Here is a 26,967-nt window from a genome sequence, read left to right as displayed (position 1 = left end):
CTTCCACATGTTCGATACCAGCGCCCTGCTGCGCCAGCGCTTTGCCGCTCTGCGCAGCACGGCCGAGTTGTTTTCCCTGCGCCATGTGAAACAGTCGCACCAGGCGCTGTCGGTTCGCCGCAACGTTGCCGAGCCACCCTGCTTCAGCCAGGACGAAGGCGCCATGCTCACCGTGCGGGTCAATGGCGTGGAGGCTTATGCAGCCACCGCCGACCTGTCCCAGGCGGGCCTGCAACGCGCGCTGGAACAAGCCGAGGCCCTGGCCCGGCAGATCGCCCCGCACAGCCTGCTCGACCTGCGCGACCAGCCCGTGACCACTGCCCGTCACGACCATGTCTCACCCAACTTCGATCAACCCGTGCCCTCCCTCGCCGACTGCCTTGGCCTGCTTGCCGCCGAATCGGCCAGCGTGCCGGCGGACAAGCGCCTGGTGGACTGGCAGGCCAGCCTGGGCCTGGCGCTGGTAGAACAAACCTACCTGAACTCGGCAGGCGCCGAGTTGCGCCACGCCCAGCGCTTCCTGTTCCCGGGCCTGGGCGTGACCGCCAGCGACGGCCAGGACAGCCAGAGCCGCAGCCTGGGCCGCGACAACTTCGGCCAGCAGGGCGGCTTCGAGATCATCGAACGCTGCGGGCTGGTGGGTGCCGGCCGGCAGGTCGCCGACGAGGCGCTGCAACTGCTGCTGGCCCCCAACACCCCAAGCGGCCAGCGCGACCTGCTGCTGATGCCTGACCAGATGATGCTGCAGATCCACGAGTCCATCGGCCACCCGCTGGAAATGGACCGCATCCTCGGTGACGAGCGCAATTACGCCGGCACCAGCTTCGTGAAGGCCAGCGACTTCGGCCACCTGCAATACGGCTCCAGCCTGCTCAACGTGACCTTCGACCCGACCATCGGCGAAGAGCTGGCCAGCTACAGCTTTGACGACGACGGCACCCCGGCCAGCAAGCAGTTCCTGATCCGCGACGGCCTGCTGCTGCGCCCGCTGGGCGGCGCGCTGTCGCAGTTCCGCTCCGGCCTGGACGGCGTGGCCAACAGCCGTGCCTGCGGCTGGAACCGTGCGCCGATCGACCGCATGGCCAACCTGAACATCGAGCCAGGCGACCAGAGCCTTGAGCAACTGGTGAAGGGCATCGAGCATGGCATCCTGATGCGCACCAACCGCTCCTGGTCCATCGACGATGCACGCAACAAGTTCCAGTTCGGCTGCGAATGGGGCCAACTGATCGAAAACGGCGAGCTCACGGGCATCGTCAAGAACCCCAACTATCGCGGCATCTCCGCACAGTTCTGGCGCAACCTGTCGGCAGTCGGCGACCGCAGCACCTTCCAGGTATTGGGCACGCCCAACTGTGGCAAGGGCGAACCTAACCAGGTGGTGCGGGTCGGGCATGCCTCGCCGGCCTGCGTATTCCGCCAGATCGACGTATTCGGGGGGGACGCCTGATGAAACACACTTTTGAAGCCTTGGTCGGGGATGTGCGCGCCGCCCTGCAAGCAGGCGAGCAGTTCACCCTCGGCTACAGCGCCGAACAGTCGCAATTTGTGCGCTTCAACCACGCCAAGGTGCGCCAGGCCGGTGAAGTGAGCCAGGCCAGCGCACAGTTGCGGCTGGTCCGCGATGGGCGCCAGGCGGAACAACAGATGACCTTGAGTGGTGACGTGCAACTGGACCGCCAGCGCCTTGCCGATGCCCTGACGCAACTGCGCCAGACTTTGCCGCTGTTGGCTGTCGACCCTTATCTGCGCCTGGACGAAAGCGCCTGGCACAGCCACAGCTTGCAGGAACACCCCCTGCCCGAGCTGGGCGACGTACTGGCCCTGCTCGACCGCGAAGCCGGCGCGCTGGACCTGGTCGGTATCTACGCTGGCGGCCCGATCTGCCGGGGCTTTGCCAGTTCGTTCGGCGCCTTTGGCTGGCACCAGGCCAACAGCTTCAACTTCGACTGGAGCCTGTTCCATGAAAACGGCCAAGCGGTAAAAGCCAACTATGCCGGCCAGGTGTGGAACACCGACGACTTCACCGCACGCCTGCGCCAGGCGCGGGAACAGCTGGGCTTTCTCGGTCGCCCGGTGGTCACCCTCAAGCCCGGCAGCTACCGCGCCTACCTGGCCCCGGCAGCCATGGATGAAATTGCCGGCATGCTGTGCTGGGGCGGTTTTTCCGCACAGGCCCTGGCCACCGGCAACAGCGCCTTGCAGCGTTTGTACAACGGCGATGCCCGGCTAAGCCCACTGGTGAGTTTCACCGAGCAAGTCAGCGGTTCGCTTAGCCCGGCGTTTTCCGATGAGGGTGCACCGCGCCTGGATGTGCCCTTGATCCGGCAAGGCGAGGCGCTGCAGCGGCTGATCAGTGCGCGCAGTGCAGCCGAGTTCGCGTTGATCGCCAATGGTGCCGACAGTTACGAATCGCCGTGTGCGCTGAGCCTGGCGCCGGGTAACCTGGCCAGCGAGCAGGTGCTTGAGCGGCTGGGTACCGGGCTGTACATCAGCAACCTGTGGTACCTGAACTACTCGGACCTGCCAGCAGCGCGCATGACCGGGCTGACCCGGTTTGCCACCTTCTGGGTGGAGAACGGGCAGATTCAGGGGCCGGTGAGCACCATGCGCTTCGATGACAGCCTGTACAGCTTGCTCGGCAGCCAGCTGGAGGACCTGACCCGGGAGCGCGAAATGATCCTGTCGACCAGCACCTATGGACAGCGCAGTACCGGGTCGAGTCATTTGCCGGGGGCGCTGGTCAAAGGCCTGACCCTGACATTGTGATAGGCATTACCGGCCTCTTCGCGGGCACGCCCGCTCCCACAGGGTACGCGTAACCTTTGTGGGAGCGGGCGTGCCCGCGAAAGGGCCGGCACTGACAAACGAGGAAGTCATGCCCGAACGCCCACCGCTAGACCCCGTCACCGCCCGCTGGATCCCCTGGGTGGTGGCCATCGCCTTCTTCATGCAGTCCCTGGACGGCACCATCCTCAACACCGCGCTGCCGGCCATGGCCCGTTCGCTGGCCGAAGACCCGCTGCGCATGCAGGGCGTGATCATCGCCTACATGCTCACCGTGGCCCTGCTGATCCCCGCCTCGGGCTGGATCGCCGACCGCTTCGGCACCAAGCGCATCTTCTTCAGCGCCATCCTGCTGTTCAGCTTCGGCTCGCTGCTGTGCGCGGCAGCCAATAGCCTGGGCTTTCTGATCTTCGCCCGGGTCGTGCAGGGTCTGGGCGGTGCCTTGATGCTGCCAGTCGGGCGGCTGGTGGTGCTGCGCGCCTACCCGCGCAGCGAGTTGGTGCGAATCATGAGTTTCATCACCATCCCCGGCCTGCTCGGCCCGCTGCTGGGCCCGACAGTGGGTGGCTGGCTGGTGGAAATCCTCAGCTGGCACTGGATCTTCCTGCTCAACCTGCCCGTCGGCCTGATCGGCTGCTTTGCCGTCTGGAAGTTCATCCCGGACTTGCGCGGCGCCGAGCGCACCACGTTCGACGGGCCCGGTTTCCTGCTGTTTGGCGCTGCGATGGTACTGATCACCATCGCCATGGAAGGCCTGGGCGAGTTGCACCTGCCGCACCTGCGGGTGATGTTGCTGCTGTTCGCCGGCATGGCCTGCCTGGCCGCCTACTGGCTGCGTGCAGGCCGTGACCCGGAGCCGCTGTTCTCGCCCAGCCTGTTCCGCGTGCGCACCTTCGCCATCGGCATCCTCGGCAACCTGTTCGCCCGTTTGGGTAGCGGTGCCCTGCCGTTCCTGGTGCCGTTGCTGCTGCAAGTCGCACTGGGCTACTCGCCGGCCCAGGCTGGCATGAGCATGATCCCGCTGGCAGCGGCGGCCATGCTGGCCAAGTCTGTCGCCCGGCCACTGATCGAGCGCTTCGGTTACCGCATCATCCTCACCGGCAATACCTTGCTGCTGGGCTTGCTGCTGGCCAGCCTCGGCCTGGTCGATGAGCAGACGCCCTACCCCGTACTGCTGATCCAGCTGGGCTTGCTGGGTGCGGTCAACTCGATGCAGTTCACCGCGATGAACACCGTGACCCTGATCGACCTCGACGACGCCAGCGCCAGCAGCGGCAACAGCCTGCTGTCGGTGGTCGCGCAACTGGCCCTGAGCCTGGGCGTGGCCTGTGCCGGTGCACTGCTGGGTGGTTTCACCGCTGCCGGCAGCGCCGAAGGTGTGGAATCTACCTTGGGTGCCTTCCAGCTGACGTTTGTCACCATCGGGGTGATGGCCATGTTGGCGGCGGCAATCTTCCTGCAACTGGCGCCGACGGACGGAAGGCGTGCCCGTCGTCCGGAAGAGCACGTAGAGTCTTAGGGCGAATGGCCATGAGGCTGGTAGACTGTGCGGCATTTTTAGCTTCGCACCGCAGGCCCGCCTCGTGACCACCGAATCCACCGCCTTTGCCACCTTGCCGCTGTCCACTGCCATGCTGGCCAACCTGGACGCCCTCGGCTATGCCTCGATGACGCCGATCCAGGCGCAGAGCCTGCCGGTCATCCTCAAGGGCCAGGACCTGATCGCCCAGGCCAAGACCGGCAGCGGCAAGACCGCCGCCTTCGGCATCGGCCTGCTGAACCCGATCAACCCGCGCTATTTCGGCTGCCAGGCACTGGTACTGTGCCCCACCCGTGAACTTGCCGACCAGGTGGCCAAGGAGCTGCGCCGCCTGGCCCGCGCCGAGGACAATATCAAGATCCTGACCCTGTGCGGCGGCGTTTCGCTGGGCCCGCAGATCGCTTCGCTGGAGCACGGTGCGCACATCATCGTCGGCACCCCGGGGCGCATCCAGCAGCACCTGGACAAGGGCACGCTGGTGCTCGATGGCCTGAACACGCTGGTACTGGACGAAGCCGACCGCATGCTCGACATGGGCTTCTTCGACGCCATTGCCAGCATCATCGGCAAGACCCCGTCGCGTCGCCAGACCTTGCTGTTCTCGGCCACCTACCCGGCCGGCATCAAGCAACTGGCCGCCGACTTCATGCGCAACCCGCAGCAGGTGAAGGTCGAGAGCCTGCACACCGACAACCAGATCGAACAGCGCTTCATCGAGATCGACCCGCAGCAGCGCCTGGAAGCCGTCACACGCGTGCTTGGCCACTACCGCCCGGTGTCGTGCGTGGCGTTCTGCTTTACCAAGCAGCAGTGCGAGGACGTGGTTGCCCACCTGACCGCCAAGGGTATCGTTGCCCAGGCCCTGCACGGCGACCTGGAACAGCGTGACCGCGACCAGGTGCTGACCATGTTCGCCAACCGCAGCAGCTCGGTGCTGGTAGCCACCGACGTGGCCGCGCGCGGGCTGGACATCGATGGCCTGGACATGGTCATCAACGTGGAGCTGGCGCGCGACGCGGAAATCCACGTACACCGCGTGGGGCGCACTGGCCGGGCTGGCGAGAAAGGTATTGCGGTAAGCCTGGTGGCACCGGCCGAAGGCCACCGCGCCCAGGCCATCGAAGACTTGCAGAAAAGCCCGCTGCGTTGGGACTCGCTGGACAGCCTCAAGAACAAAGGTGGCGAGCCGCTGCTGCCGGTGATGAGCACCCTGTGCATCGCTGCCGGGCGCAAGGACAAACTGCGCCCGGGTGACATTCTTGGCGCACTGACCGGTGACGCCGGGATCCCGGGCAAGCAGGTGGGCAAGATTGCCATCTTCGATTTCCAGGCGTTTGTTGCCGTGGAGCGGGCACTGGCCAAGCAGGCCATGCAGCGGCTGAACAGCGGCAAGATCAAGGGCCGCGCCCTGAAAGTCCGCATCGTCTGACATTTTTTGGGGCTGCTTTGCAGCCCATCGCAGGCAAGCCAGCTCCCACAGGATCACCACAGGCCTTCAGGCTTGTGCAGTACCTGTGGGAGCTGGCTTGCCTGCGATGGGCCGCAAAGCGGCCCCGGCTATCCATGAGGTAACACTGTGCACTCCACCGACGTGATCATCCTCGGCGCCGGCGCCGCCGGCCTGATGTGCGCCCAGCTCAGCGCCCGCCGTGGCCGCCGGGTGCTGCTGCTCGACCACGCCAACAAGCCGGGCAAGAAGATCCTCATGTCTGGCGGCGGGCGCTGCAACTTCACCAACATGTACACCGAGCCGGCCAACTTCCTGTCGCACAACGCGCACTTCTGCAAGTCGGCCCTGGCCCGCTACACCCAGTGGGACTTCATCGAGCTGGTGTGCAAGCACGGCGTGGCTTACCACGAGAAGAAGCTCGGCCAGCTGTTCTGCGACAACAAGGCCAGCGACATCCTCGACATGCTGCTGGCCGAGTGCGACGAGGCCGGCGCCGAGATCCGCATGCACACCAGCATCGAACAGATCGAGAAGACCGAAACCGGCTACCTGTTGCAGACCAGCGGCGGCCAGTTCGCCTGCCAGTCGCTGGTGATCGCCACCGGCGGCCTGTCGATCCCGACCCTGGGTGCCACCGGCTTCGGCTACCAGGTGGCGCGCCAGTTTGGCCACACCCTGCTGCCGACCCGCGCCGGGTTGGTGCCGTTCACCATCACCGAGCCCCAACTCAAGGCACTGTGCACCGAGTTGTCCGGCACCTCGCTGGACTGCACCGCCAGCTGCAATGGCACCAGCTTCCGCGAGAACCTGCTGTTCACCCACCGCGGCCTGAGCGGCCCGGCGATCTTGCAGATTTCCTCGTTCTGGGAAGCCGGTGACACGGTGGAAATCAACCTGCTGCCCGACCGCGATGCGCTGACCTGGTTGCAACAGATGCAGAGCGAGCGCGCCAACGCCGAACTGAAGACCGTGCTGGGCGAGGTGTTCACCCGCAAGCTGGCCAACCTGCTGGCCGAGCAGTGGTTCGAGTCCAGGCCCATGAAGCAGTACACCCCGGCCGAACTGGCACAGATCGCCGAGAAGCTGGCCAACTGGCAAGTGGTGCCGGCCGGCACCGAGGGCTACCGCACCGCCGAAGTGACCCTGGGCGGCGTGGATACCCGCGAAGTGTCGTCCAAGACCATGGAGTCGCTGAAAAGCCCCGGGCTGTACTTCATCGGCGAAGTGCTCGACGTTACCGGCCACCTGGGCGGTTTCAACTTCCAGTGGGCCTGGGCATCGGCCAACGCCGCAGCGCAGTTCGTGTAGAGTAGAATCCATTCAGCAGCACGGAACGCTTCTTGCTGGCCCGTGCTCAGCGCCGGAATCTGGGCCGCTTCGCGCCCCTTCGCGGGCATGCCCGCTCCCACAGGGTTTTCTGTATAACCTGTGGGAGCGGGCGCGCCCGCGAAGGGCCGCAAAGCGGCCCCAGTAACCGGCTCTGAAAGGTATTCCTCTGATCACTGCCTAGCAGGCCATCATGTCATCGAGCTCGTTCCGTCAGTCACTGCGTCGCCTGTGGGGCCAAGACAAGTTCAGCTACAGCATCCGGGTCACCATCGCCCTCACCGGCAGCCTGGCCCTGTGCTGGTACCAGAACGAGATGGCCCTGCTGATCCCCCTGTTCCTCGGCATCATCGCCAGCGCCCTGGCCGAAACCGACGACAGCTGGCAGGGCCGCCTCAGCGCCCTGGCCGTTACCCTGGTGTGTTTTGCCATCGCCGCGCTGGCGGTGGAGCTGCTGTTCCCCTACCCCTGGATATTCGTCGTTGCCCTGGCCTTGGCCGCATTCGGCCTGACCATGCTCGGTGCACTGGGCGAACGCTATGGGGCAATTGCCTCGGCAACACTGATCACGGCGGTCTACACCATGATCGGGGTGGACCAGCGCGGCGGCGAGGTGACGGACTTCTGGCACGAGCCGCTACTGTTGGTGGCGGGTGCGGCCTGGTACGGGCTGCTGTCGGTGCTGTGGCAAGCGCTGTTTTCCAACCAGCCGGTGCAGCAAAGCCTGGCCAAGCTGTTCTTCGAACTGGGCAGTTACCTCAAGCTCAAGGCGAGCCTGTTCGAGCCCATCCGCACCCTCGACGTCGAAGCCCGACGCCTGGAACTGGCCCAGCAGAACGGCAAGGTGGTGGCGGCGCTCAACGCGGCCAAGGAAATCATCCTGCACCGCGTGGGCAACAGCCAGCCGAACTCCAAAGTCAGCCGTTACCTGAAGCTGTACTTCCTGGCCCAGGACATTCACGAGCGGGTCAGTGCCTCGCACTACCCTTACAACGCCCTGACCGATGCGTTTTTCCACAGCGACGTGATGTTCCGCTGCCAGCGCCTGCTGCGCAAGCAGGGTTCATCCTGCCAGGAGCTGGCACGCTCGATCCGCCTGCGCCAGCCGTTCGTGCTGGCCAGCGGTTACCCCGAAGCCCTTGAAGACCTCAACGCCTCGCTGGAGCACCTGCGCATCCAGAGCAACCCGGCCTGGCGTGGCCTGTTGCGCTCGCTGCGGGCACTGGCGGCCAACCTGGCCACGCTGGACCGCCTGCTGAGTGCCGCCAGCAACCCGGACAGCCTGGCCGATGCCAGCGACAGCAGCCTGCTCGACCGCTCGCCACGCTCGCTGAAAGACGTGTGGACACGCCTGCGCACCCAGCTTACGCCGACCTCGCTGTTGTTCCGCCACGCCCTGCGCCTGCCGCTGGCGCTGTCGATCGGCTACGGCATGGTGCACTTGATACACCCGACCCAGGGCTACTGGATCATCCTCACCACGCTGTTCGTGTGCCAGCCCAACTACGGTGCTACCCGGCGCAAACTGGTGCAGCGCATCTTTGGCACGGCGGTTGGCCTGACGGTGGGTTGGGCGTTGTTCGACCTGTTCCCCAACCCGGTTATCCAGTCGCTGTTCGCCGTGGTCGCCGGGGTGGTGTTCTTCGTCAACCGGACCACCCGCTACGCCCTGGCTACAGCTGCGATTACCCTGATGGTGCTGTTCTGCTTCAACCAGATCGGCGATGGCTACGGGCTGTTCCTGCCGCGCCTGTTCGATACCCTGGTGGGCAGCCTGATCGCCATCCTGGCGGTGTTCCTGTTCCTGCCTGACTGGCAAGGGCGGCGGCTGAACAAAGCGCTGGCCAATACCCTGGCCTGTGCCAGCGTGTACCTGCGCCAGATCATGCAGCAGTATGCCCATGGCAAGCGCGACGACCTGGCCTACCGCCTGGCCCGGCGCAATGCCCACAACGCCGATGCGGCGCTGTCCACCACCTTGGCCAACATGCTGATGGAGCCCGGGCATTTCCGTAAAGAGGCGGATGTGGGCTTCCGCTTCCTGGTGCTGTCGCACACCTTGCTCAGCTACCTCTCGGGGTTGGGCGCGCACCGCGATACGGCCTTGCCGGCGGAGGTGCAGGAGCAGTTGATCGAAGGTGCGGGGCAAAGCCTGGCCAGTAGCCTGGACGAGATTGCCAACGGCCTCGCGGCGCGGCTCCCGGTGGCCATTCATAGTGATGCCGAAGAGGCACTGGCCGATGCCCTGGAGCAGATGCCGGAAGAACTGGATGAGCACCAGCGGTTGGTGCAGACGCAGTTGGCGTTGATCTGCCGGCAGTTGGGGCCATTGCGGACCTTGGCGGCGCACCTGATCAAGGAAGGCGCGCCGGCCTGAGCCTTGCGTTGCCTGTGCCGGCCCTTTCGCGGGCACGCCCGCTCCCACAGGGACCGCGCAGGTCTCGCGGTGTGTATGAATCCTGTGGGAGCGGGCGTGCCCGCGAAAGGGCCGCTACAGGCAACCGGGATCAGAAGCCATGCTGACGCAACAGCCGGGCATAGCTGCCGTCGGCCTTCATCGCCACGATCGCCCGCTCGAACCGCTCGACAATCCGCGCGTGCTCCGGGTGCTTCAGGCTGACCAATATATGCAAGGTGTTCTCCCCCAACGGCGGCTCCACCAGCATCACCCCATCGCGCACGTCCTGCGGCTCACGCTGCAGGTTGTAACGCGCCACATACTCGTCCTCCACCGCCAGGTTCACCCGCCCGGCCGCCAGCATGCGCACCGCCGACGAAAAGTTGCGCACCGACACCTTGTTCAACCGGGTATCGCCGTCAAACGCAGGTGAGTAGGCGTAATCACGCACCACGGCAATGCTGTAAGGGTACAAGTCCGACTGACGCTGGTAGCGGAACACCTCACCCGAGCGCTGCAGCAAGCGAATGCGGTTGGTCAGGTAGGCGCTGGAGAACTGCCCGACAAGGGCGCGCGCATCGTTCTGCCAGGCATTGATCAGCACGTCGTACCGCCCTTCACTCACCCCCAGCAGCGCCCGCGCCCAAGGTGCCTCTTCGACACTGGCGGCGTAGCCTGCGCGGGCCAGAGCAGTGGTGACAATGCTGGTCGCCAGGCCACCGCCCGGCATGCTGGCATCGGTGAACGGTGGCCAGTTATCGGCCACCAGGCGTAGCCTGGCGTGACCCGGCGCGGGTGTTGCCAGCATCATTGCCAGTAAACCCAGAACACAAAGCAGTGGCCGCATGCTCACGTCCTTTCGCAATGGAGGGACACACTGGCGATGAGATTACACAAAGCTGTTTCCGGGGGCAGCGGCCAATAGTGTCAATTTGCCTCTATTTTGGCCGTTCAGGGATACCCGAGCACTTCCCGGATCTGCCGCAGGTGCTGGATGATCCACTGCTTGTCGATCGCGCCCCAGTCATGAATGCGGTAATGCCCGGCGTGATTGCGGGCGCCCTCCTGCTGTTCAAACTCGCAGACGATGTCCAGGTCGGCCAGGGCCGCGATGGTGTCCTGGGCGGTGCGCCGCGGCATGCCAGTCGCTTCCATCAGGGCCGGTACGCTGGTCGCGGTCTGGCTGTCGATCAGCCAGGCCACGTACAGCCGGCGGTAGAAGCTGCTCTTGGTCTTGCTCACTTCCATGCTGCGTGGTCCTTAACAGTTGCCCGGCAACTCCCGATAGGTCAGGTAGACGCGCAGGTCAAATTCCAGTTGGTGGTAGTCCGGCTCCATGTGCTGGCAGAGCTGGTAGAACGCCTTGTTGTGATCGCGCTCGCGCAGGTGCGCCAATTCGTGCACCACGATCATGCGCAGGAACTGCGGCGCCGCTTCCTTGAACAGCGAGGCAATGCGGATTTCCTTCTTCGCCTTGAGCTTGCCGCCCTGCACCCGCGACACCGCCGTGTTCAGGCCCAGGGCCCGATGGGTCAGGTCGAGGCGGTTGTCGAACAGCACCTTGTCCAGGGTCGGCGCACTGCGCAGGTACTGCTGGCGCAAATCCTGGGCATAACCGTACAACGCCTTGTCGCTTTGCACATCGTGGCGCTCGGCGTAACGGCGCTGCAGGTACTCGCCCAGGCGGTCGCTGTCGATCATCTGCTGCACCTGCTGCTGCAGGTGCGGGGGGTAGGCTTGCAAATAACGTAGTACGGTCATGGCGCTGCATTCGGCGTAACGAATGCCGATTCTAGCCAATCACGGCCCTGGCCAGGAGAAAATCGCCGGGAAGCCGCTGGCGTCCGCCGCCGTCATTGGGTAAGCCACCAAAAAGCCCTGCACGTATTCGCAACCATTGGCCTTCAGCCACGCGGCCTGGGTCGGGGTTTCCACGCCTTCGGCAATAACCGTGATGCGGTAGTCGGCACACAGGCCGATGACGCTGCGTACCAGCGCAGCATCCACCGCCGAATCGGGCAGGCGTGCCACCAGGTGGCGGTCGAGTTTGAGGGTATCGATTGGCAGGTCGCGCAGCATGCGCAACGAACAGTCGCCCGCACCAAAGTCATCCAGGGCCACCCGCACCCCCAGCTCGCGCAAGCGGTGTATCTGTTTGACGGCCGCGTCGATGTTGTACATCAGCGAAGTTTCCGCGACCTCTACCTCCAGCTGCGCCGGAACAAGCTGGTAAAGCTCGATCACCCGCTGCAGTTCCTCGACCAGGCCAGGCATGACGAACTGCGCACGGCTCAGGCTGATGCCAAGCACAAGGTCTGCGGGAAAGCGTTCGTACCAGGCCTGGCGCTGGGCCGCGCCCTGACGATAGATCCAGCTGGCCAGGCGGTTGATCAGGCGCGCTTCTTCCAGCAACGGTATGAACAGCCCCGGCGGTACGTCGCCAACGCTGGGGTGCTGCCAACGCAGCAAGGCCTCGAAACCCCGCAGACGGCCATCAATGAACGACACCTGCGGCTGGTACACCAGGGTGAAGTCCTGCTGCTCGATGGCGGTACGCACGCCATCTTCCAGCATCAGCCGTGAGCGTGCCCGGCCGTTGAGCTCCTGGTCGTAGAACCGGTACTGCTGGCGACCGGCCTGCTTGGCGGCATACATCGCTGCATCGGCTGCGCGCAGCAGGCCTTCGACATTGGCCCCGCAGTCCGGGTAGGTGGCGATGCCAATGCTGACCCCAAGGGTTACATCAAGCCCTTCGATCTGATGGCTGATCGAAATACGCTCAAGCAATTTTTCGGCGTAACGCCCCGCCTGCTCGGGGTAAGGCAGGCTGTCGAACAATGCGGTGAACTCATCACCGCCCATCCGCGCCAGCAAGGCCTCACTGCCCAGGCAGTCTTTCAGCTGCTCGCCAACCCAGCGCAGCACGCGGTCTCCGGTTTCGTGGCCCAACGAGTCGTTGATGCGCTTGAAGCCGTCCAGGTCCATGTACATCAGCGCCTGCGCCTTGTCCGAACGCTCGTTGCGCAGCAGCGCCCCCTCTGCCGCCTGGTAGAAGCCACGTCGATTGAGCAACCCGGTGAGCGGGTCGGTGACGGCCTGGTATTCCAGTTGCTGGTGCAGGTTGCGCACCACTGACATGTCCAGCACCGTCACCACCATGGCTTGCTGGTCGGCCGGCAGCGGTGCACAGGACAACGCCACGGGCACCAGTTCACCACCCAGGGTGCGCAGTTGGGCATCGTGCACACGGAATATCCGCCGCCCCAGATAGGCCTGGTAGAAGTCCGACTCATTCCACAGGCAGGCGGTGGCCAGCTGTATCAGGTCAAGCAGGTGGGCACCCTGGAACTGCTGCACGGGGGCAGACAGCAAGCGTGAAATGGCCGGGTTGGCAAAGCTGATGATGCCTTGGGCATCCACCACCAGGATGCCCTCGGCGGCGTTCTCCAGGATCGATGCGTTGAACGCCCTGGCGGCTTCCAGCTCGCGACTCAGGCGTTGCAGCATGCGCCGGTTGCGCTGCTGCTCGAGCAGCGCCTGGACCTTGGGCTTGAGAATCTGCGGGTCGAACGGTTTGAACATGTAGTCCACGGCGCCGCTGGCGTAGCCTTTGAGCACGGCCGCTTCGGACTGTTCGTTGGCAGTGAGGAATATGATCGGGGTCAGCCGGGTACGCTGGCTGCCGCGCATCAGCCGGGCCACTTCGAAGCCGTCCATTTCCGGCATCTGTACATCCAGCAAGACCAGGTCGACATCGTGTTCGAGCAACGCACTCAGGGCTTCCATCCCCGAGCTTGCCGTCAACACTTGCCAATCCTGCCGGGCCAGCAAGGCCCGCATGCTGATGAGGTTTTCGGGGTAATCGTCTACCACCAGTAGAACCGAACTGCCATCCACTGCCTGTGGTTGAGGGTGAGCGCCATCCATGCTGCTTCTCTCGTATGTCCAGCTTCGACTTGCTATTGGATCCGAATTTAACTCTAGCTTTGGATACGGAGGACGCAATGCAAGGTATGGCAATACGCCATGGATGGAGACGTTAGTCGACTAACGGTAGCTTTGCAAAACAGCCGTGAAATTGACGCCTGGGGATCTGTAGACTCAACCCCAGGCATCAAGGCTAGGCATCGTTAAAACGGGCCACAAATGACGGTATTTTCCCCGACTCTGCCTTGAACAGTAGGCGGTCACCTTTGCGAATCGACTGCGTACGTGATCCGTACTTGATTTCGCTGGGGTAGTCTGCATCACTCGTGATTACCTGAATGGACGGATAACCCGAGTTATTGGGCGCGAACTCAAGTGAGGGTGCCCAGTAACCATTGCCCATGTTGTAGATACCATATGACTGAGTCTGCACCTGTGGTCCTACTTTGTCGGGCGAAGACTGGATCACATGCGCGCCACGCTGCCTGGCACGGACACCGTTGGCATAGATGACGTTGTCAACCATCCTGCAACGCAGCGACCAGTCGGTATTAATGATGTAGTGAGAAGCAATCGGCCCACCGTCAGGCTTTGCTGCAAACCACCCCATCACCTCACCCGACAGATCATGGGGCACAAAACTCGGGTCCCGATAACGCGCTGCCTGAACTGAGCGTAAGTCACCAAACGCCTTAGGCTCGCGCCCCACTCGTTCTATAAACTCTTTCAGCAGTTGCAGCCTGGGCTGATTCTGCCCAATCCACCGCTGAGTCACGCCAGGCCAAAACATCCTGTCTCTCACGCCGCTATTGTAGGAAACAACAGTGTTCTTGTTCAATTCCCACAGTTGTACGATCGCGGCTTCCTTGCAGGAGGGCGGAATTATCGAGTTGCCAAGCACTCGCTTCAGCATCGCACTAAACTCAACATGAACGGCATCCGTGAAATCCTTGAACCGGTGGAAATTCAGTATAACGATTTCCTTATCCGCCCGTTTATCCCGTCGATACCTGAGCAACGCTTGCAGCACATCGCCTTCAACCGTTCTACCGTTGGAAGTATTATGAAAAATGGAAAAACGGCGTGCATCAGAATAGCCACTGTAAAACTGCACACGCAGGTCAAGCACCCGAATCCCCCACGTTAACTGGTCATAAACGGGAACATCCTGGCAGGTTTCCATGGACGGTGCCCACTGCGCTTGTTTGTCGTAGCCTGAGTTGTGCGTACCCAGTAAAATAGCCTCGCCTATGGGCAATACACGCGCACCTGAATAGCGTTCCATCCAGTTGCTCCTGTTGTTGTTAGCCGGTTTGCAAATACCGCCGGCCCAGCTTCCATTAGGACACCAGCCGGCCATTACTGCTCACCTCGCGTGCGGTGCTGACAAACCTCTTCACAACCGTGCTCACACCTGCAAGCAGCCGCGTCTGTCAGTGCGGGCTCCGTACGTTCTCGCCGTTCAGTTGGAACGTCAAGTTCCTGCAGTGCGAATGTATCGCCTGTTGTTGCATCAATCCTGCTCACTACTGTTGACTCCCTCGTTATAGGTGGAGACAACAAACTAACGCAACTTACAAAGTTCGCACACCTCGCAGAAATACGAGCACTTGCAACTTAATTTTATTCACTGGAATCGCTTCCCCCTTACCAAATAAAAAGCCCGCATTTCTGCGGGCTTTTAACAATGTTTGAACTCTCGATCAGTTGACCTTGGCGGCCAGCTCACCTTTCAGGTAGCGCTGGTACATGCCTTCGAGGGAGATCGGCTTGATCTTCGAGGCATTACCGGCAGTGCCGAAGGCTTCGTAACGGGCGATGCACACGTCACGCATGGCCTTGACGGTTTCGCCAAAGAACTTGCGTGGGTCGAACTCGCTTGGGTTGGTCGCCATCAGGCGACGCATTGCACCGGTGGATGCCAGACGCAGGTCGGTGTCGATGTTGACCTTGCGCACACCGTACTTGATGCCTTCAACGATCTCTTCGACCGGCACACCGTAGGTTTCCTTGATGTCGCCGCCGTACTGGTTGATGATCGCCAGCCACTCTTGCGGTACCGAGGAAGAACCGTGCATCACCAGGTGGGTGTTGGGGATGCGCTTGTGGATTTCCTTGATGCGGTCGATGGCCAGCACGTCACCGGTAGGTGGCTTGGTGAACTTGTAGGCACCGTGGCTGGTACCGATGGCGATCGCCAGGGCATCGACCTGGGTCTTTTTGACGAAATCGGCCGCTTCTTCCGGGTCGGTCAGCATCTGGCTGTGGTCCAGCACGCCTTCGGCGCCGATACCGTCTTCTTCACCGGCCATGCCGGTTTCCAGCGAACCCAGGCAGCCCAGCTCGCCTTCTACCGAAACGCCGCAAGCGTGCGCCATGGCAACGGTCTGCTGGGTAACGCGGACGTTGTACTCGTAGTCGGTCGGGGTCTTGCCGTCTTCACCCAGCGAGCCGTCCATCATCACCGAGCTGAAGCCCAGCTGGATCGAGCGCTGGCAGACGTCAGGGCTGGTGCCGTGGTCCTGGTGCATGCACACCGGGATGTGCGGGAACTCTTCGATGGCAGCCAGGATCAGGTGACGCAGGAACGGGGCGCCAGCGTATTTGCGGGCACCGGCCGAAGCCTGGACGATCACTGGGGAGTCGGTCTTGTCGGCCGCTTCCATGATGGCGCGCATCTGCTCGAGGTTGTTGACGTTGAAAGCTGGTACGCCGTAACCGAACTCGGCGGCGTGGTCCAGCATCTGGCGCATGCTAATGAGTGCCATTGTGTATCTCTCTCCCGACAAGCGTCGTTTGTTTCGTGCAAGCCTGCCGCAGGGGCGGTTGCTGTTCAAGTAGTGTGGGCCACCCACGCGGCCCGGCCAGTCACGGTGCCTTGCAGCCCCGCCCAATCAGATCGTTGGTTGCCACCCAGTACACCAGGCCTTCTTCGCCCTTGGTGTGGAAGGCCAGCATGCCATCGCTGTACAGCGCACCCGAGGCACCCGGCTCGGCCTTGAGCCGGTAGACCTGGTCGCCGCCGCCAAGGCGCACGTCAACCTGGTCGCGTTGTGCATCGGCAAAGCGCCACAGCACTTCGGCCTGGGTGTCACAGACCCAACGGGTCCAGTTGTCTGCCGGGGCGGGTTGCGCCGGCTGCAGCAGTGAGCATCCTGCCAGTGTCGCCAGGGCCGTCACGGCCAAAAGCGCTTTCATTCAGTTTCCTCGATTTGGGGCTGCTTTGCAGCCCTTCGCGGGCATGCCCGCTCCCACACAGACCGCACATCGTTGCAGCTGGCGCTGTACCTGTGGGAGCGGGCGAGCCCGCGAAGGGCCGCACAGCGGCCCCCTTTGAAGACCACAAATCAGTCCTCAGGTTGCCTGTCACCCGATCAAGGGCAACCCGGCGCCTTGCGCTGGTGGTCTTCGTCGTACTTTTCCAGGCCTTCCGGGCCCACGCGCTTGCTGATCACCGGCACGGTCTCGGCCTGCCACTCGGACTGGTAGCAACCGCCCTTGGGCGGCTGCGCCGGGTCGTCGGCACTCGAAGACGGGCTGCCAGAGCAGGCGCCCAGCAGCCCAGCCAGCAACATCACAGGCAATTGCTTGACCATCAGGCCACTCCCTTTGCCAAGCGCCGACGTCATCAGGCCTTGGCCCGCTCTTCCAGGATTGCCACCGCTGGCAGGACCTTGCCCTCGACGAACTCGAGGAAAGCACCACCACCGGTAGAAATGTAGGAGATTTGCTCGCTGACGCCATATTTGTCGATGGCTGCCAGGGTGTCACCGCCACCGGCGATGGAGAACGCGGCGCTGTCAGCGATGGCCTTGGCCAGTACCTTGGTGCCGTTGCCGAACTGGTCGAATTCGAACACGCCGACAGGGCCGTTCCACAGGATGGTCTGCGACGACTTCAGCAACTCGGCGAAGTTGGCTGCGGTTTGCGGGCCGATGTCCAGGATCATGTCGTCAGCGGCAACGTCAGCGATGGCCTTGACGGTGGCTTCGGCAGTTTCGGCGAACTCCTTGGCAACCACCACGTCGACTGGCAGCGGCACGTTGACCTTGGCGGCGATGGCCTTGGCGGTCTCGACCAGGTCAGGCTCGTACAGCGACTTGCCCACCGGGTGGCCGGCAGCCGCCAGGAAGGTGTTGGCGATGCCGCCACCGACGATCAGCAGGTCACACACGGCGCTCAGGCTGTTCAGCACGTCCAGCTTGGTGGACACCTTGGAGCCGGCAACAATGGCCGCCATCGGCTTGGCCGGGGCCTTCAGGGCCTTGCCCAAGGCGTCCAGCTCGGCGGCCAGCAGCGGGCCGGCAGCGGCGACCTTGGCGAACTTGGCCACACCGTGGGTCGAACCTTCGGCGCGGTGAGCAGTGCCGAACGCGTCCATGACGAACACATCGCACAGGGCAGCGTACTTCTGCGCCAGCTCGTCGGCGTTCTTTTTCTCGCCCTTGTTGAAGCGCACGTTCTCGAACAGCACCAGCTCGCCGGCCTGTACCGCGACACCGTCCAGGTAGTCGGCAACCAGTGGCACGTCACGGCCCAGGGCCTTGCTCAGGTAGTCGGCAACCGGCTTGAGGCTGTTATCGGCAGAGAACTCGCCTTCGGTCGGGCGGCCCAGGTGCGAGCAGACCATTACCGCTGCGCCCTTCTCCAGGGCCAGCTTGATGGTCGGCAGCGCTGCCAGGATACGCGCGTCGCTGGCTACCACACCGTCCTTCACAGGCACGTTGAGGTCTTCGCGGATCAGTACGCGCTTACCTTGCAGGTCGAGGTCGGTCATCTTCAACACGGTCATGAATGCAGTCCTTCAGGGCTGTTTGTTGCGGGTTGGGTGAACGACGTGCAGAAAGTGTTCGGCAACGTCGAGCATACGGTTGGCAAAACCCCATTCGTTGTCGAACCAGGCCAGCAGGTTCACCAGGCGGGGGCCGGAAACACGGGTCTGGCTGGCATCGACGATGGCCGAATGCGGGTCATGGTTGAAATCACAGCTGGCGTGCGGCAGCTCGGTGTAGGCCAGCAAGCCTTTCAGCGGGCCGTCCAGCGCCGCCTCGCGCAATACCCGGTTGACCTCGGCCGCGCTGGTGTCGCGGGCGGTCTGCAGGGTGATGTCCAGGCACGAGACGTTGACGGTAGGCACACGTACCGCTTTGGCCTGGATTCGCCCGGCAAGTTCCGGGAGCAGGCGCTCGATGCCACGCGCAAGACCAGTGGACACCGGGATCACCGACTGGAAGGCCGAGCGCGTGCGGCGCAGGTCTTCGTGGTGATAGGCGTCGATCACCGGCTGGTCGTTCATCGCCGAGTGAATGGTGGTGATCTGCACGTATTCGATGCCGAACGCCTGGTCCAGCACACGCAGCAGCGGCACGCCGCAGTTGGTGGTACACGAGGCGTTGGACACCAGGCGCTCGCTGCCGGTCAGGCAACCCTGGTTGATGCCGTAGACCACCGTGGCATCGACATCGGCCTCACTGGCCATCGGCTGCGAGAACAGCACGCGCGGTGCGCCGGCATCGAGAAAGCGTTGGCCATCGGCACGGGTGTTATAGGCACCGGAACACTCCAGCACCAGATCGATGCCCAGCGCGGCCCAGTCGATGCCTTCAGGGGTGGCACTGCGCATTACCTTCACGCAGTCGCCATTGATATGCAGGCAATCACCGTCGACCTTCACCTCACCGGGGAAACGCCCGTGGGTGGAGTCGAAGCGGGTCAGGTATTCCAGGCTGGCCTGGTCGGCCAGGTCGTTCAGCGCGACGATCTCGAAACCGGCCCTGGCCCCCCGCTCAAACAGCGCGCGCAGGACACAGCGGCCGATACGGCCATAACCGTTGAGTGCAACTTTGTAGGGACGCAGGTGGGGCATTCGGGGCTCACGAGACAATTTTATATTCGTCAGCCTGCGGGATTTGCGGTGAGGCATTCGCGGGCAAGCCCGCTCCCACAGGGATACATACGACCCCTGTGGGAGCGGGCTTGCCCGCGAATGCAGGCGACACCGCCCGCAGATCTTTACATCAGTCTTCCAGCAGCTCTTCGGCAGTACCGAGGATGTTCTCCAGGGTGAAGCCGAATTCTTCGAACAGTGCCGAAGCCGGCGCCGACTCACCGTAGGTGGTCATGCCGATGATACGGCCTTCCAGGCCGACGTACTTGTACCAGAAGTCGGCGTGGGCAGCTTCGATGGCGATGCGCGCACCCACTTCCAGCGGCAGTACCGACTGCTTGTAGGCAGCGTCCTGGGCGTCGAACACGCTGGTGCTCGGCATCGACACGATACGTACCTTGCGGCCTTGCTCGGTCAGTTTGTCGAAGGCCTGAACAGCCAGGCCCACTTCGGAACCGGTGGCAATCAGGATCAGCTCAGGCTCGCCAGCGCAGTCCTTGAGCACGTAACCGCCACGGGCGATATCGGCGATCTGCTGGGCGTCGCGGTCCTGGTGTTGCAGGTTCTGGCGCGAGAAGATCAGCGCCGACGGGCCGTCCTTGCGCTCCAGGGCGTGCTTCCAGGACACCGCGGATTCCACCGCGTCGGCCGGGCGCCAGGTGTCCAGGTTCGGCGTGCTGCGCAGGCTGGCCAGCTGCTCGATCGGCTGGTGAGTCGGGCCGTCTTCGCCCAGGCCGATGGAGTCGTGGGTGTAGACGTGGATCACGCGCTGCTTCATCAGTGCGGACATGCGCACGGCGTTGCGGGCGTATTCCATGAACATCAGGAAGGTCGCGCCGTAAGGCACCAGGCCACCGTGCAGGGCAACGCCGTTCATGATGGCGGTCATGCCGAACTCGCGCACGCCGTAGTACATGTAGTTGCCATTGGCATCTTCATGGCTGACGCCCTTGCAACCTTTCCACAGGGTCAGGTTGGAGCCGGCCAGGTCGGCCGAGCCACCCAGCAGTTCCGGCAGCAGCGGGCCGAACGCGTTCAGGGTGTTCTGGCTGGCCTTGCGGCTGGCAATGGTCTCGCCCTTGGCAGCGACTTCTGCAATATAGGCAGCGGCTTTTTCCGCGAAGTCGGCTGGCAGCTCACCGCTCAGGCGGCGCTTGAGCTCGCTGGCCAGTTCCGGGAAGGCTGCGGCATAGGCGTCGAAACGCGTGTTCCATTCAGCTTCGGCCTTGGCACCGGCCTGCTTGGCATCCCACTCGGCATAGATATCGGCAGGGACTTCGAACGGACCGTGGTTCCAGTTCAGTTCCTTGCGGGCCAGGGCGATCTCGTCGTTGCCCAGTGGCGCGCCGTGGCAGTCTTCCTTGCCCTGCTTGTTTGGCGAGCCGAAACCGATGATGGTCTTGCAGCAGATCAGGGTCGGACGGTCGCTCTTGCGGGCGGTCTCGATGGCGGTACGAATCTCGTCGGCGTCGTGGCCATTGACGTTGCGGATCACCAGCCAGTTGTAGGACTCGAAACGCTTCGGCGTGTCGTCGGTGAACCAGCCTTCCACTTCACCGTCGATGGAGATGCCGTTGTCGTCATAGAAGGCAACCAGCTTGTTCAGGCCCAGGGTACCGGCCAGCGAAGCGACTTCGTGGGAGATGCCTTCCATCATGCAGCCGTCGCCCAGGAACACGTAGGTGTTGTGGTCGACGACGTTGTGGCCTTCACGGTTGAACTGGGCGCCCAGCACTTTTTCAGCCAGGGCAAAGCCCACGGCGTTGGCCAGGCCCTGGCCCAACGGACCGGTGGTGGTCTCTACGCCCGGGGTATAGCCAAACTCCGGGTGGCCCGGGGTACGGCTGTGCAGCTGGCGGAACGACTTGAGGTCATCGATGGTGACGTCGTAGCCGGTCAGGTGCAGCAGCGAGTAGATCAGCATCGAGCCGTGGCCGTTGGACAGCACGAAGCGGTCACGGTCGGCGAAGCTCGGGTTGCTCGGGTTGTGCTTCAGATAGTCGCGCCAAAGCACTTCGGCGATATCCGCCATGCCCATGGGGGCACCTGGGTGGCCGCTGTTGGCCTTTTGCACGGCATCCATGCTGAGGGCACGAATGGCGTTGGCACGTTCACGACGGCTGGGCATCGCTGATCTCCTGGGGGCTTGAATAGGTGGTGACACGAAAAAGGCGACCATTTTCGCCCACTGGGGGGGCTTGGGGCAAACATTTAAGCGCCAAGCGGCAAGCTTTAAGCTGCAAGTAAAGGGCAGAGCCCGACGCGGACCGCTCTAAAGCTTGTAGCTAGAAGCTTTCGGCTTGCAGCTCATCGCCAATATCAAAACTTTTTGATATTGGCCTTGCTAGGGCACTGATGCCTGTCTAGACTGCCGGCCCATGAACCTCCGTGCGCAATCGATCCCCGAGCAACGCGAAGCATTGGCCGCCCTGTGCAAGGCCAGTGGCGACGCGCTGCGCCTGAACGTATTGCGCGCCCTGGCCAACGACTCGTTCGGCGTGCTGGAACTGGCGCAGATCTTCGACATCGGCCAGTCGGGCATGAGCCACCACCTGAAGGTGCTCGCCCAGGCCGAACTGGTAGCCACCCGCCGCGAAGGCAACGCCATCTTCTACCGCCGTGCCCTGCCTGACAGCCTGCGCCTGGGTGGCCGGCTGCATGCGGCGTTGCTTGAAGAAGTCGACGATTTGGCCCTGCCGCCCGCCGTGCAGGCACGCATAGCCCAGGTACAGCAGCGCCGCGCCGCCACCAGCCAGGACTTCTTCCTGCGCGTGGAAGAGAAGTTTCGCGCCCAGCAAGACCTGATCGCCGGCCTGCCGCAGTACCGCGAAAGCCTGCTGGCGCTGCTCGACAAGCTGCATTTCGACCCGGCCGCCAGCGCCCTGGAGGTCGGCCCCGGTGACGGCGGTTTCCTGCCCGACCTGGCCCGGCGCTTTGCTCAGGTAACCGCCCTGGACAACAGCCCGACCATGCTCGAGCTGGCGCGCCAGGTGTGCCAGCGCGAAGGGCTCGACAACGTCCACCTGCAGTTGGCTGATGCACTGGGTGCAACGGATGTGGCCGCCGACTGCGTAGTGCTGAACATGGTGCTGCACCATTTCAGCGACCCGGCCCTGGCCTTGCGCCAGCTGGCCAAGCGGGTGAAAGCAGGTGGCAGCCTGCTGGTCACCGAATTGTGCAGCCATGACCAGGGGTGGGCGCGGGATGCCTGCGGCGACCTGTGGCTTGGCTTTGAACAGGACGACCTGGCCCGCTGGGCCAACGCTGCCGGGCTGGCCCATGCGGACAGCCTGTACGTAGGCTTGCGTAACGGTTTCCAGATCCAGGTCCGCCATTTCCAGCGGACGGCTGGCGACATACACCATCGGTAAATTTCAGGAACCTTCGAGATGAGCGAATACTCCCTTTTCACCTCCGAGTCCGTGTCCGAAGGGCATCCGGACAAGATCGCCGACCAGATTTCGGACGCCGTCCTTGATGCCATCATCGCCCAGGACAAATACGCCCGCGTAGCCTGCGAAACCCTGGTCAAGACCGGTGTCGCCATCATCGCCGGCGAAGTCACCACTTCGGCCTGGGTCGACCTGGAAGACCTGGTGCGCAAGGTCATCATCGACATCGGCTACAACAGCTCCGACGTCGGCTTCGACGGCGCCACCTGCGCCGTGATGAACATCATCGGCAAGCAGTCGGTGGACATCGCCCAGGGCGTGGACCGCTCCAAGCCGGAAGACCAGGGCGCCGGTGACCAGGGTCTGATGTTCGGCTATGCCAGCAACGAAACCGAAGTGCTGATGCCGGCGCCGATCTGCTTCTCGCACCGCCTGGTCGAGCGCCAGGCCGAAGCGCGCAAGTCCGGCCTGCTGCCATGGCTGCGCCCGGATGCCAAGTCGCAGGTCACCTGCCGCTACGAAAACGGCAAGGTAGTCGGTATCGACGCCGTTGTGCTGTCGACCCAGCACAACCCTGAGGTTTCGCAGAAAGACCTGCAAGAAGCCGTGATGGAACTGATCGTCAAGCACACCCTGCCTGCCGAGTTGCTGCACAAAGGTACCCAGTACCACATCAACCCGACCGGCAACTTCATCATCGGTGGCCCGGTGGGTGACTGCGGCCTGACCGGGCGCAAGATCATCGTCGACTCCTACGGCGGCATGGCCCGCCACGGCGGTGGCGCGTTCTCCGGCAAGGACCCGTCCAAGGTCGACCGTTCCGCTGCCTACGCCGGCCGCTACGTGGCCAAGAACATCGTTGCCGCCGGCCTGGCCGAACGCTGCGAGATCCAGGTGTCCTACGCCATTGGCGTGGCCCAGCCGACCTCCATCTCGATCAACACCTTCGGCACCGGCAAGGTTTCCGACGACAAGATCATCCAGCTGGTGCGCGAGTGCTTCGACCTGCGTCCGTACGCCATCACCACCATGCTCGATCTGCTGCACCCGATGTACCAGGAAACTGCCGCCTACGGCCACTTCGGCCGTGAGCCGCAGCAGAAGACTGTCGGCGACGACACCTTCACCACCTTCACCTGGGAGCGCACCGACCGCGCCCAGTCGCTGCGTGACGCTGCCGGCCTGTAGTTTCCTACAGCACCAGGCGAAAGCCCCTGCCGAGTTATCGGCAGGGGCTTTTTTGTGACATATCGGCTGACAATCGCGCGGCGGCAAGCACCTGCGAACCTGCCTAGGATGGGTGTTCCCACCCGCCACGCAAGGATGCTGGCCATGCTTTACCCACTGCTGTTCACGCTGCTGCTGTTGCTGCGGGCGCCATTGGCCTGGGCACAACAGTGCCCCGACTGGACGCCAGCGCAGGTCGATGCCGAAGTCGCACAACTGCGCGCCACCCTTGCCCGCTGGGATGACCATTACCATCGCCAGGGTATCGCGCTGGTGGCCGACGAACTGTACGACCAGAGCCGCCAGCGCCTGGGCCAGCTTCGGCAATGCTTTGGTCTGGCGGCCAGCGCGTCTCCCTTGGCCAACGCTGGCGGCCCGCTCGCTCACCCGGTGCCGCACACCGGGGTCGAAAAACTGCCTGATCGCCAGGCGGTGCAACGGTGGATGGCCGGCAAGACAGGAATATGGGTGCAACCCAAAGTCGACGGCGTTGCTGTTTCGCTGATCTATCGGCAGGGCCACCTGGTACAACTGATAAGCCGTGGCGACGGCGTGCAAGGCCACGACTGGAGCCGACACATCCCCCAACTCGGCAGCATCACCCGAACATTGCCTCAGGCAATCGACCTGCAATTGCAGGGTGAGCTTTACCTGCGTCAGGACCAGCATGTGCAAGCCCAGGCAGGCAGCGCCAACGCTCGCGGCACCGTGGCTGGGCTGCTGGCACGCAAGCGACTCACCGTCGGGCAAGCAAGCGCCATCGGCCTGTTCGTGTGGGGCTGGCCGCAGGGCCCCGACCAACAGACCGAACGCCTCGCACAGCTGGCACAACTGGGTTTTCCGGATAGCCTGCATTACAGCATTGCGATCGACACGGCGGAGGATGCTGCCCACTGGCGTGAGCACTGGTACCGCTCGCCCCTGCCCTTCGCCAGCGACGGCGTGATCCTGCGCCAAGGGGCCCGGCCGCCAGCCGAGCGCTGGCAGGCCAAGGCACCGTACTGGATCGCGGCCTGGAAATACCCCTATGTGCAAGCCTTGGCCGAAGTACGCGACGTGCGCTTTCGGGTTGGCCGCACCGGCAGGGTCACGCCCATTGTGCACGTACAGCCGGTTACGCTCGATGACCGGCGCATTACCCAGGTAAGCCTTGGCTCGCTGGCGCGCTGGAAGGCCCTGGACATTGGCCCCGGCGACCAGGTTGCCATCAGCCTTGCCGGGTTGACCATTCCGCGCCTCGAGCACGTCGTGCACCGCGCGGTGCAGCGCCATCAACTGGCCGCGCCCGCACCCGACCAGCATCATGCCCACAGCTGCTGGCAAGCCAGCGCGGGCTGTGAGGAACAGTTCATTGCCCGGCTCACCTGGCTTGGCGGCAAACAGGGGCTGGCCTTGCCGCGCACCGGGGCGGGCACATGGCGGCGGCTGGTCGAAGCCGGCCTGGTAACGTCGATGACCGACTGGCTGCATCTCGATGCCGGGCGCCTGCTGAAAGTACCCGGCATAAGCGACATCACGGCAGCGCAATTGCTGGGCAGTTTCGACAAAGCCCGCTCACGCCCCTTTGAGCAATGGCTACGCGGTATTGGCGCGCCCATCAGCAAACAGCTGCAACTGACGGGCGACTGGCCAGAGCTGGCCGCACGCAGTGCCGAGCAATGGCAGGCCGTGCCCGGCATCGGCGCAAAACGCTCGCGTCAACTTGTGGATTTTTTCGCGGCCGCAGAGGTACAAGCAATTGCCGAACAGTTGGCGGAAACCGGCATTGAAGGCTTCCTCGCCACGCGTCAGCCCATTGAGCAATGATTTTTTACCAATTTACTTGCAGGAAAAACCCGAGATTCGGCCGGAAAACTTCACCAAGGGTTCCTAAATGGGCAAAACCAAGGCAGGATTTCCCCCAACTTTTGCTGCCCCGCCCCGTTCAGGAGGCTTTTCATGAAACGTATTTCGACTCTTTTCCTGCTCGCATCACTGGGTCTGGCTGCGGGTGCCGTGCAAGCAGCCCAGCCGGACCAAGGCCTGACCGGTTGCGCCGCCAAGCGCAGCGCCATCGAAAACCAGCTGCAGATTGCCCGCGACCACGGCAACAGCGACCAGGTAGCAGGGCTGGAAGAAGCACTGCGGGGAGTGGACAACTGCACCGATGCAAGCCTGCGTAAAGAGCGTGAACAAAAGGTGCTCGACGCACGTCACGAAGTGGCTCAGCGGGAAAAGGACTTGAAAAAAGCCGAGAAGAAAGGCGACGCCGAGAAGATCAACAAGCGCAAGGACAAGCTGGCCGAATCGCGTAAGGAATTGCAGGAAGCGGTGGACGACCTGGACCGCTGACATTACGAACAGCGCTTGATCAACCACCGCCTGACCCTGTGGGAGCGGGCTTGCCCGCGAAGAAGCCGACGCGATGTATGGCACCGGCTTCGCCGGTGTTCGCGGGCAAGCCCGCTCCCACAGGTTCGCTGCCAATCAAGTGGTTACGTGCTGGCCTGTGATAGCGATGAAGTGCTCAGTGATTACGAAACTCGGTATGACAGGCCTTGCACGCTGCTTCCACCTTGTCCATCGGCCCTTTCAACTGCGCGATATCCAGTGGCTGGCTACGGGTTACACCGACCAGGTCACCGGTAACGCCCTCCAGTTGCCGGGCCAGGTCATGAAAGCGTGCCTGGCGCTCCCATACCTCTGCGCGCGCAGCGCTGTCCCCGCCATCGCGTACCTGTGGAAAGTGCTGCCAGGGCTGATGTGCCAGGCCGTCCAGTTTCAGTGCACCGTCGGCAAATTTCACTCCGTCGAACGGCAACCGGCCACGCAGCATGCCGCCCAGGTCTTCGCTGGTCTTGAGCATGTCCTTGAAGATCACCTTGCGCTTGCCCAGCGGCGAGTTCGGGTCAACCCGGTCACACCCCCCCAGCGCCAGTGCTGCCAGCAGAACAACGGTCAATCGCTTCAACATCACGCTCACTTCGGCCTACGCAAATGGGCGGCCAGTATCGCTGCCCAAGCGCCAAAGACCAATAGCCACATAAATTACAG

General features: G+C 63.3%; 22 protein-coding genes. 10 read left to right on the top strand and 12 right to left on the bottom strand.

Translation table 11 applies throughout. The features are described 5' to 3' along the window. The first annotated feature begins 7 nt into the window (after positions 1-7). The 6 genes from ACIQUI_RS09095 to yccS all read left to right on the top strand — a co-directional run bounded on the left by ACIQUI_RS09095 (position 8) and on the right by yccS (position 9,480). Entirely contained in the window at positions 8-1,450 is a 1,443-nt protein-coding gene (locus tag ACIQUI_RS09095) for a TldD/PmbA family protein (protein WP_403197316.1), read from the top strand. Next, the gene (locus ACIQUI_RS09090; protein ID WP_403197313.1) at positions 1,450-2,769 is read left to right on the top strand and encodes a TldD/PmbA family protein; all 1,320 of its coding nucleotides are present in this window, start codon (positions 1,450-1,452) and stop codon (positions 2,767-2,769) included. The genes ACIQUI_RS09095 and ACIQUI_RS09090 overlap by 1 nt, the downstream gene beginning before the upstream one ends. Before the next feature lie 109 nt (positions 2,770-2,878). After that, on the top strand, positions 2,879-4,306 hold the full coding sequence (mdtD, locus tag ACIQUI_RS09085) for a multidrug transporter subunit MdtD (protein WP_403197311.1): 1,428 nt from the start codon (positions 2,879-2,881) through the stop codon (positions 4,304-4,306). A 112-nt stretch (positions 4,307-4,418) separates the two neighbouring features. After that, positions 4,419-5,756 carry an ATP-dependent RNA helicase DbpA gene (dbpA, locus tag ACIQUI_RS09080; RefSeq protein WP_391126650.1) on the top strand — a complete coding sequence of 446 codons (1,338 nt, stop codon included), beginning with the start codon at positions 4,419-4,421 and terminating at the stop codon, positions 5,754-5,756. Between the two features lie 147 nt (positions 5,757-5,903). Continuing rightward, the gene (locus ACIQUI_RS09075) at positions 5,904-7,085 is read left to right on the top strand and encodes an NAD(P)/FAD-dependent oxidoreductase (protein WP_403197308.1); all 1,182 of its coding nucleotides are present in this window, start codon (positions 5,904-5,906) and stop codon (positions 7,083-7,085) included. Positions 7,086-7,296: 211 nt separating this feature from the next. Continuing rightward, entirely contained in the window at positions 7,297-9,480 is a 2,184-nt protein-coding gene (gene yccS / locus ACIQUI_RS09070) for a YccS family putative transporter (protein WP_403197306.1), read from the top strand. A 130-nt stretch (positions 9,481-9,610) separates the two neighbouring features. Here yccS and ACIQUI_RS09065 read toward each other — a convergent pair whose 3' ends face one another. The 11 genes from ACIQUI_RS09065 to tkt all read right to left on the bottom strand — a co-directional run bounded on the left by ACIQUI_RS09065 (position 9,611) and on the right by tkt (position 21,443). Then, complete coding sequence (locus ACIQUI_RS09065) at positions 9,611-10,348, bottom strand: substrate-binding periplasmic protein (RefSeq protein WP_403197303.1); 738 nt, start codon at positions 10,346-10,348, stop codon at positions 9,611-9,613. Between the two features lie 104 nt (positions 10,349-10,452). Further along, on the bottom strand, positions 10,453-10,749 hold the full coding sequence (locus ACIQUI_RS09060) for a helix-turn-helix domain-containing protein (RefSeq protein WP_016395304.1): 297 nt from the start codon (positions 10,747-10,749) through the stop codon (positions 10,453-10,455). 12 nt (positions 10,750-10,761) lie between these two features. Further along, positions 10,762-11,262: a M48 family metallopeptidase gene (locus ACIQUI_RS09055; protein WP_403197301.1), complete on the bottom strand. Its 501-nt coding sequence runs from the start codon at positions 11,260-11,262 to the stop codon at positions 10,762-10,764. 39 nt (positions 11,263-11,301) lie between these two features. Further along, entirely contained in the window at positions 11,302-13,428 is a 2,127-nt protein-coding gene (locus ACIQUI_RS09050) for a putative bifunctional diguanylate cyclase/phosphodiesterase (RefSeq protein WP_403197298.1), read from the bottom strand. Positions 13,429-13,621: 193 nt separating this feature from the next. Beyond that, positions 13,622-14,713 (bottom strand): hypothetical protein, encoded by a 1,092-nt coding sequence (locus ACIQUI_RS09045; RefSeq protein WP_403197295.1) that lies wholly within the window; start codon positions 14,711-14,713, stop codon positions 13,622-13,624. 418 nt (positions 14,714-15,131) lie between these two features. After that, positions 15,132-16,196 carry a class II fructose-bisphosphate aldolase gene (gene fba / locus ACIQUI_RS09040; RefSeq protein ID WP_012274520.1) on the bottom strand — a complete coding sequence of 355 codons (1,065 nt, stop codon included), beginning with the start codon at positions 16,194-16,196 and terminating at the stop codon, positions 15,132-15,134. A 100-nt stretch (positions 16,197-16,296) separates the two neighbouring features. Next, positions 16,297-16,626, bottom strand: coding sequence for an MliC family protein (locus ACIQUI_RS09035; RefSeq protein ID WP_004576614.1), 330 nt, complete (start codon positions 16,624-16,626; stop codon positions 16,297-16,299). Positions 16,627-16,802: 176 nt separating this feature from the next. Next, positions 16,803-17,057 carry a hypothetical protein gene (locus tag ACIQUI_RS09030; RefSeq protein WP_403197293.1) on the bottom strand — a complete coding sequence of 85 codons (255 nt, stop codon included), beginning with the start codon at positions 17,055-17,057 and terminating at the stop codon, positions 16,803-16,805. Next, on the bottom strand, positions 17,057-18,220 hold the full coding sequence (locus ACIQUI_RS09025; RefSeq protein WP_403197290.1) for a phosphoglycerate kinase: 1,164 nt from the start codon (positions 18,218-18,220) through the stop codon (positions 17,057-17,059). The genes ACIQUI_RS09030 and ACIQUI_RS09025 overlap by 1 nt, the downstream gene beginning before the upstream one ends. Positions 18,221-18,232: 12 nt before the next feature. Beyond that, positions 18,233-19,294: an erythrose-4-phosphate dehydrogenase gene (gene epd, locus ACIQUI_RS09020; RefSeq protein ID WP_403197287.1), complete on the bottom strand. Its 1,062-nt coding sequence runs from the start codon at positions 19,292-19,294 to the stop codon at positions 18,233-18,235. Between the two features lie 151 nt (positions 19,295-19,445). After that, entirely contained in the window at positions 19,446-21,443 is a 1,998-nt protein-coding gene (gene tkt, locus ACIQUI_RS09015) for a transketolase (protein ID WP_403197284.1), read from the bottom strand. A 250-nt stretch (positions 21,444-21,693) separates the two neighbouring features. Here tkt and ACIQUI_RS09010 point away from each other — a divergent pair, with 250 nt between their 5' ends. From ACIQUI_RS09010 to ACIQUI_RS08995, 4 genes are all read left to right on the top strand, one after another. Beyond that, complete coding sequence (locus ACIQUI_RS09010) at positions 21,694-22,686, top strand: ArsR/SmtB family transcription factor (RefSeq protein ID WP_403197281.1); 993 nt, start codon at positions 21,694-21,696, stop codon at positions 22,684-22,686. Between the two features lie 18 nt (positions 22,687-22,704). Continuing rightward, the gene (metK, locus tag ACIQUI_RS09005; protein WP_016489516.1) at positions 22,705-23,895 is read left to right on the top strand and encodes a methionine adenosyltransferase; all 1,191 of its coding nucleotides are present in this window, start codon (positions 22,705-22,707) and stop codon (positions 23,893-23,895) included. 144 nt (positions 23,896-24,039) lie between these two features. Continuing rightward, positions 24,040-25,740, top strand: a complete 1,701-nt coding sequence (ligB, locus tag ACIQUI_RS09000; RefSeq protein ID WP_403197278.1) for an NAD-dependent DNA ligase LigB — start codon at positions 24,040-24,042, stop codon at positions 25,738-25,740. A gap of 132 nt (positions 25,741-25,872) precedes the next feature. Further along, positions 25,873-26,265, top strand: coding sequence for a DUF1090 domain-containing protein (locus ACIQUI_RS08995; protein WP_403197276.1), 393 nt, complete (start codon positions 25,873-25,875; stop codon positions 26,263-26,265). Positions 26,266-26,440: 175 nt separating this feature from the next. Here ACIQUI_RS08995 and ACIQUI_RS08990 read toward each other — a convergent pair whose 3' ends face one another. After that, positions 26,441-26,887 (bottom strand): c-type cytochrome, encoded by a 447-nt coding sequence (locus ACIQUI_RS08990; protein ID WP_403197273.1) that lies wholly within the window; start codon positions 26,885-26,887, stop codon positions 26,441-26,443. Positions 26,888-26,967: the final 80 nt, after the last annotated feature.

Origin of the sequence: Pseudomonas sp. NPDC090592 (genome assembly GCF_044769185.1) — a bacterium.
Classification (GTDB): domain Bacteria; phylum Pseudomonadota; class Gammaproteobacteria; order Pseudomonadales; family Pseudomonadaceae; genus Aquipseudomonas.
Note: the sequence above shows the minus strand (reverse complement) of the source record. Positions and strands in the feature narration are given on the sequence as shown.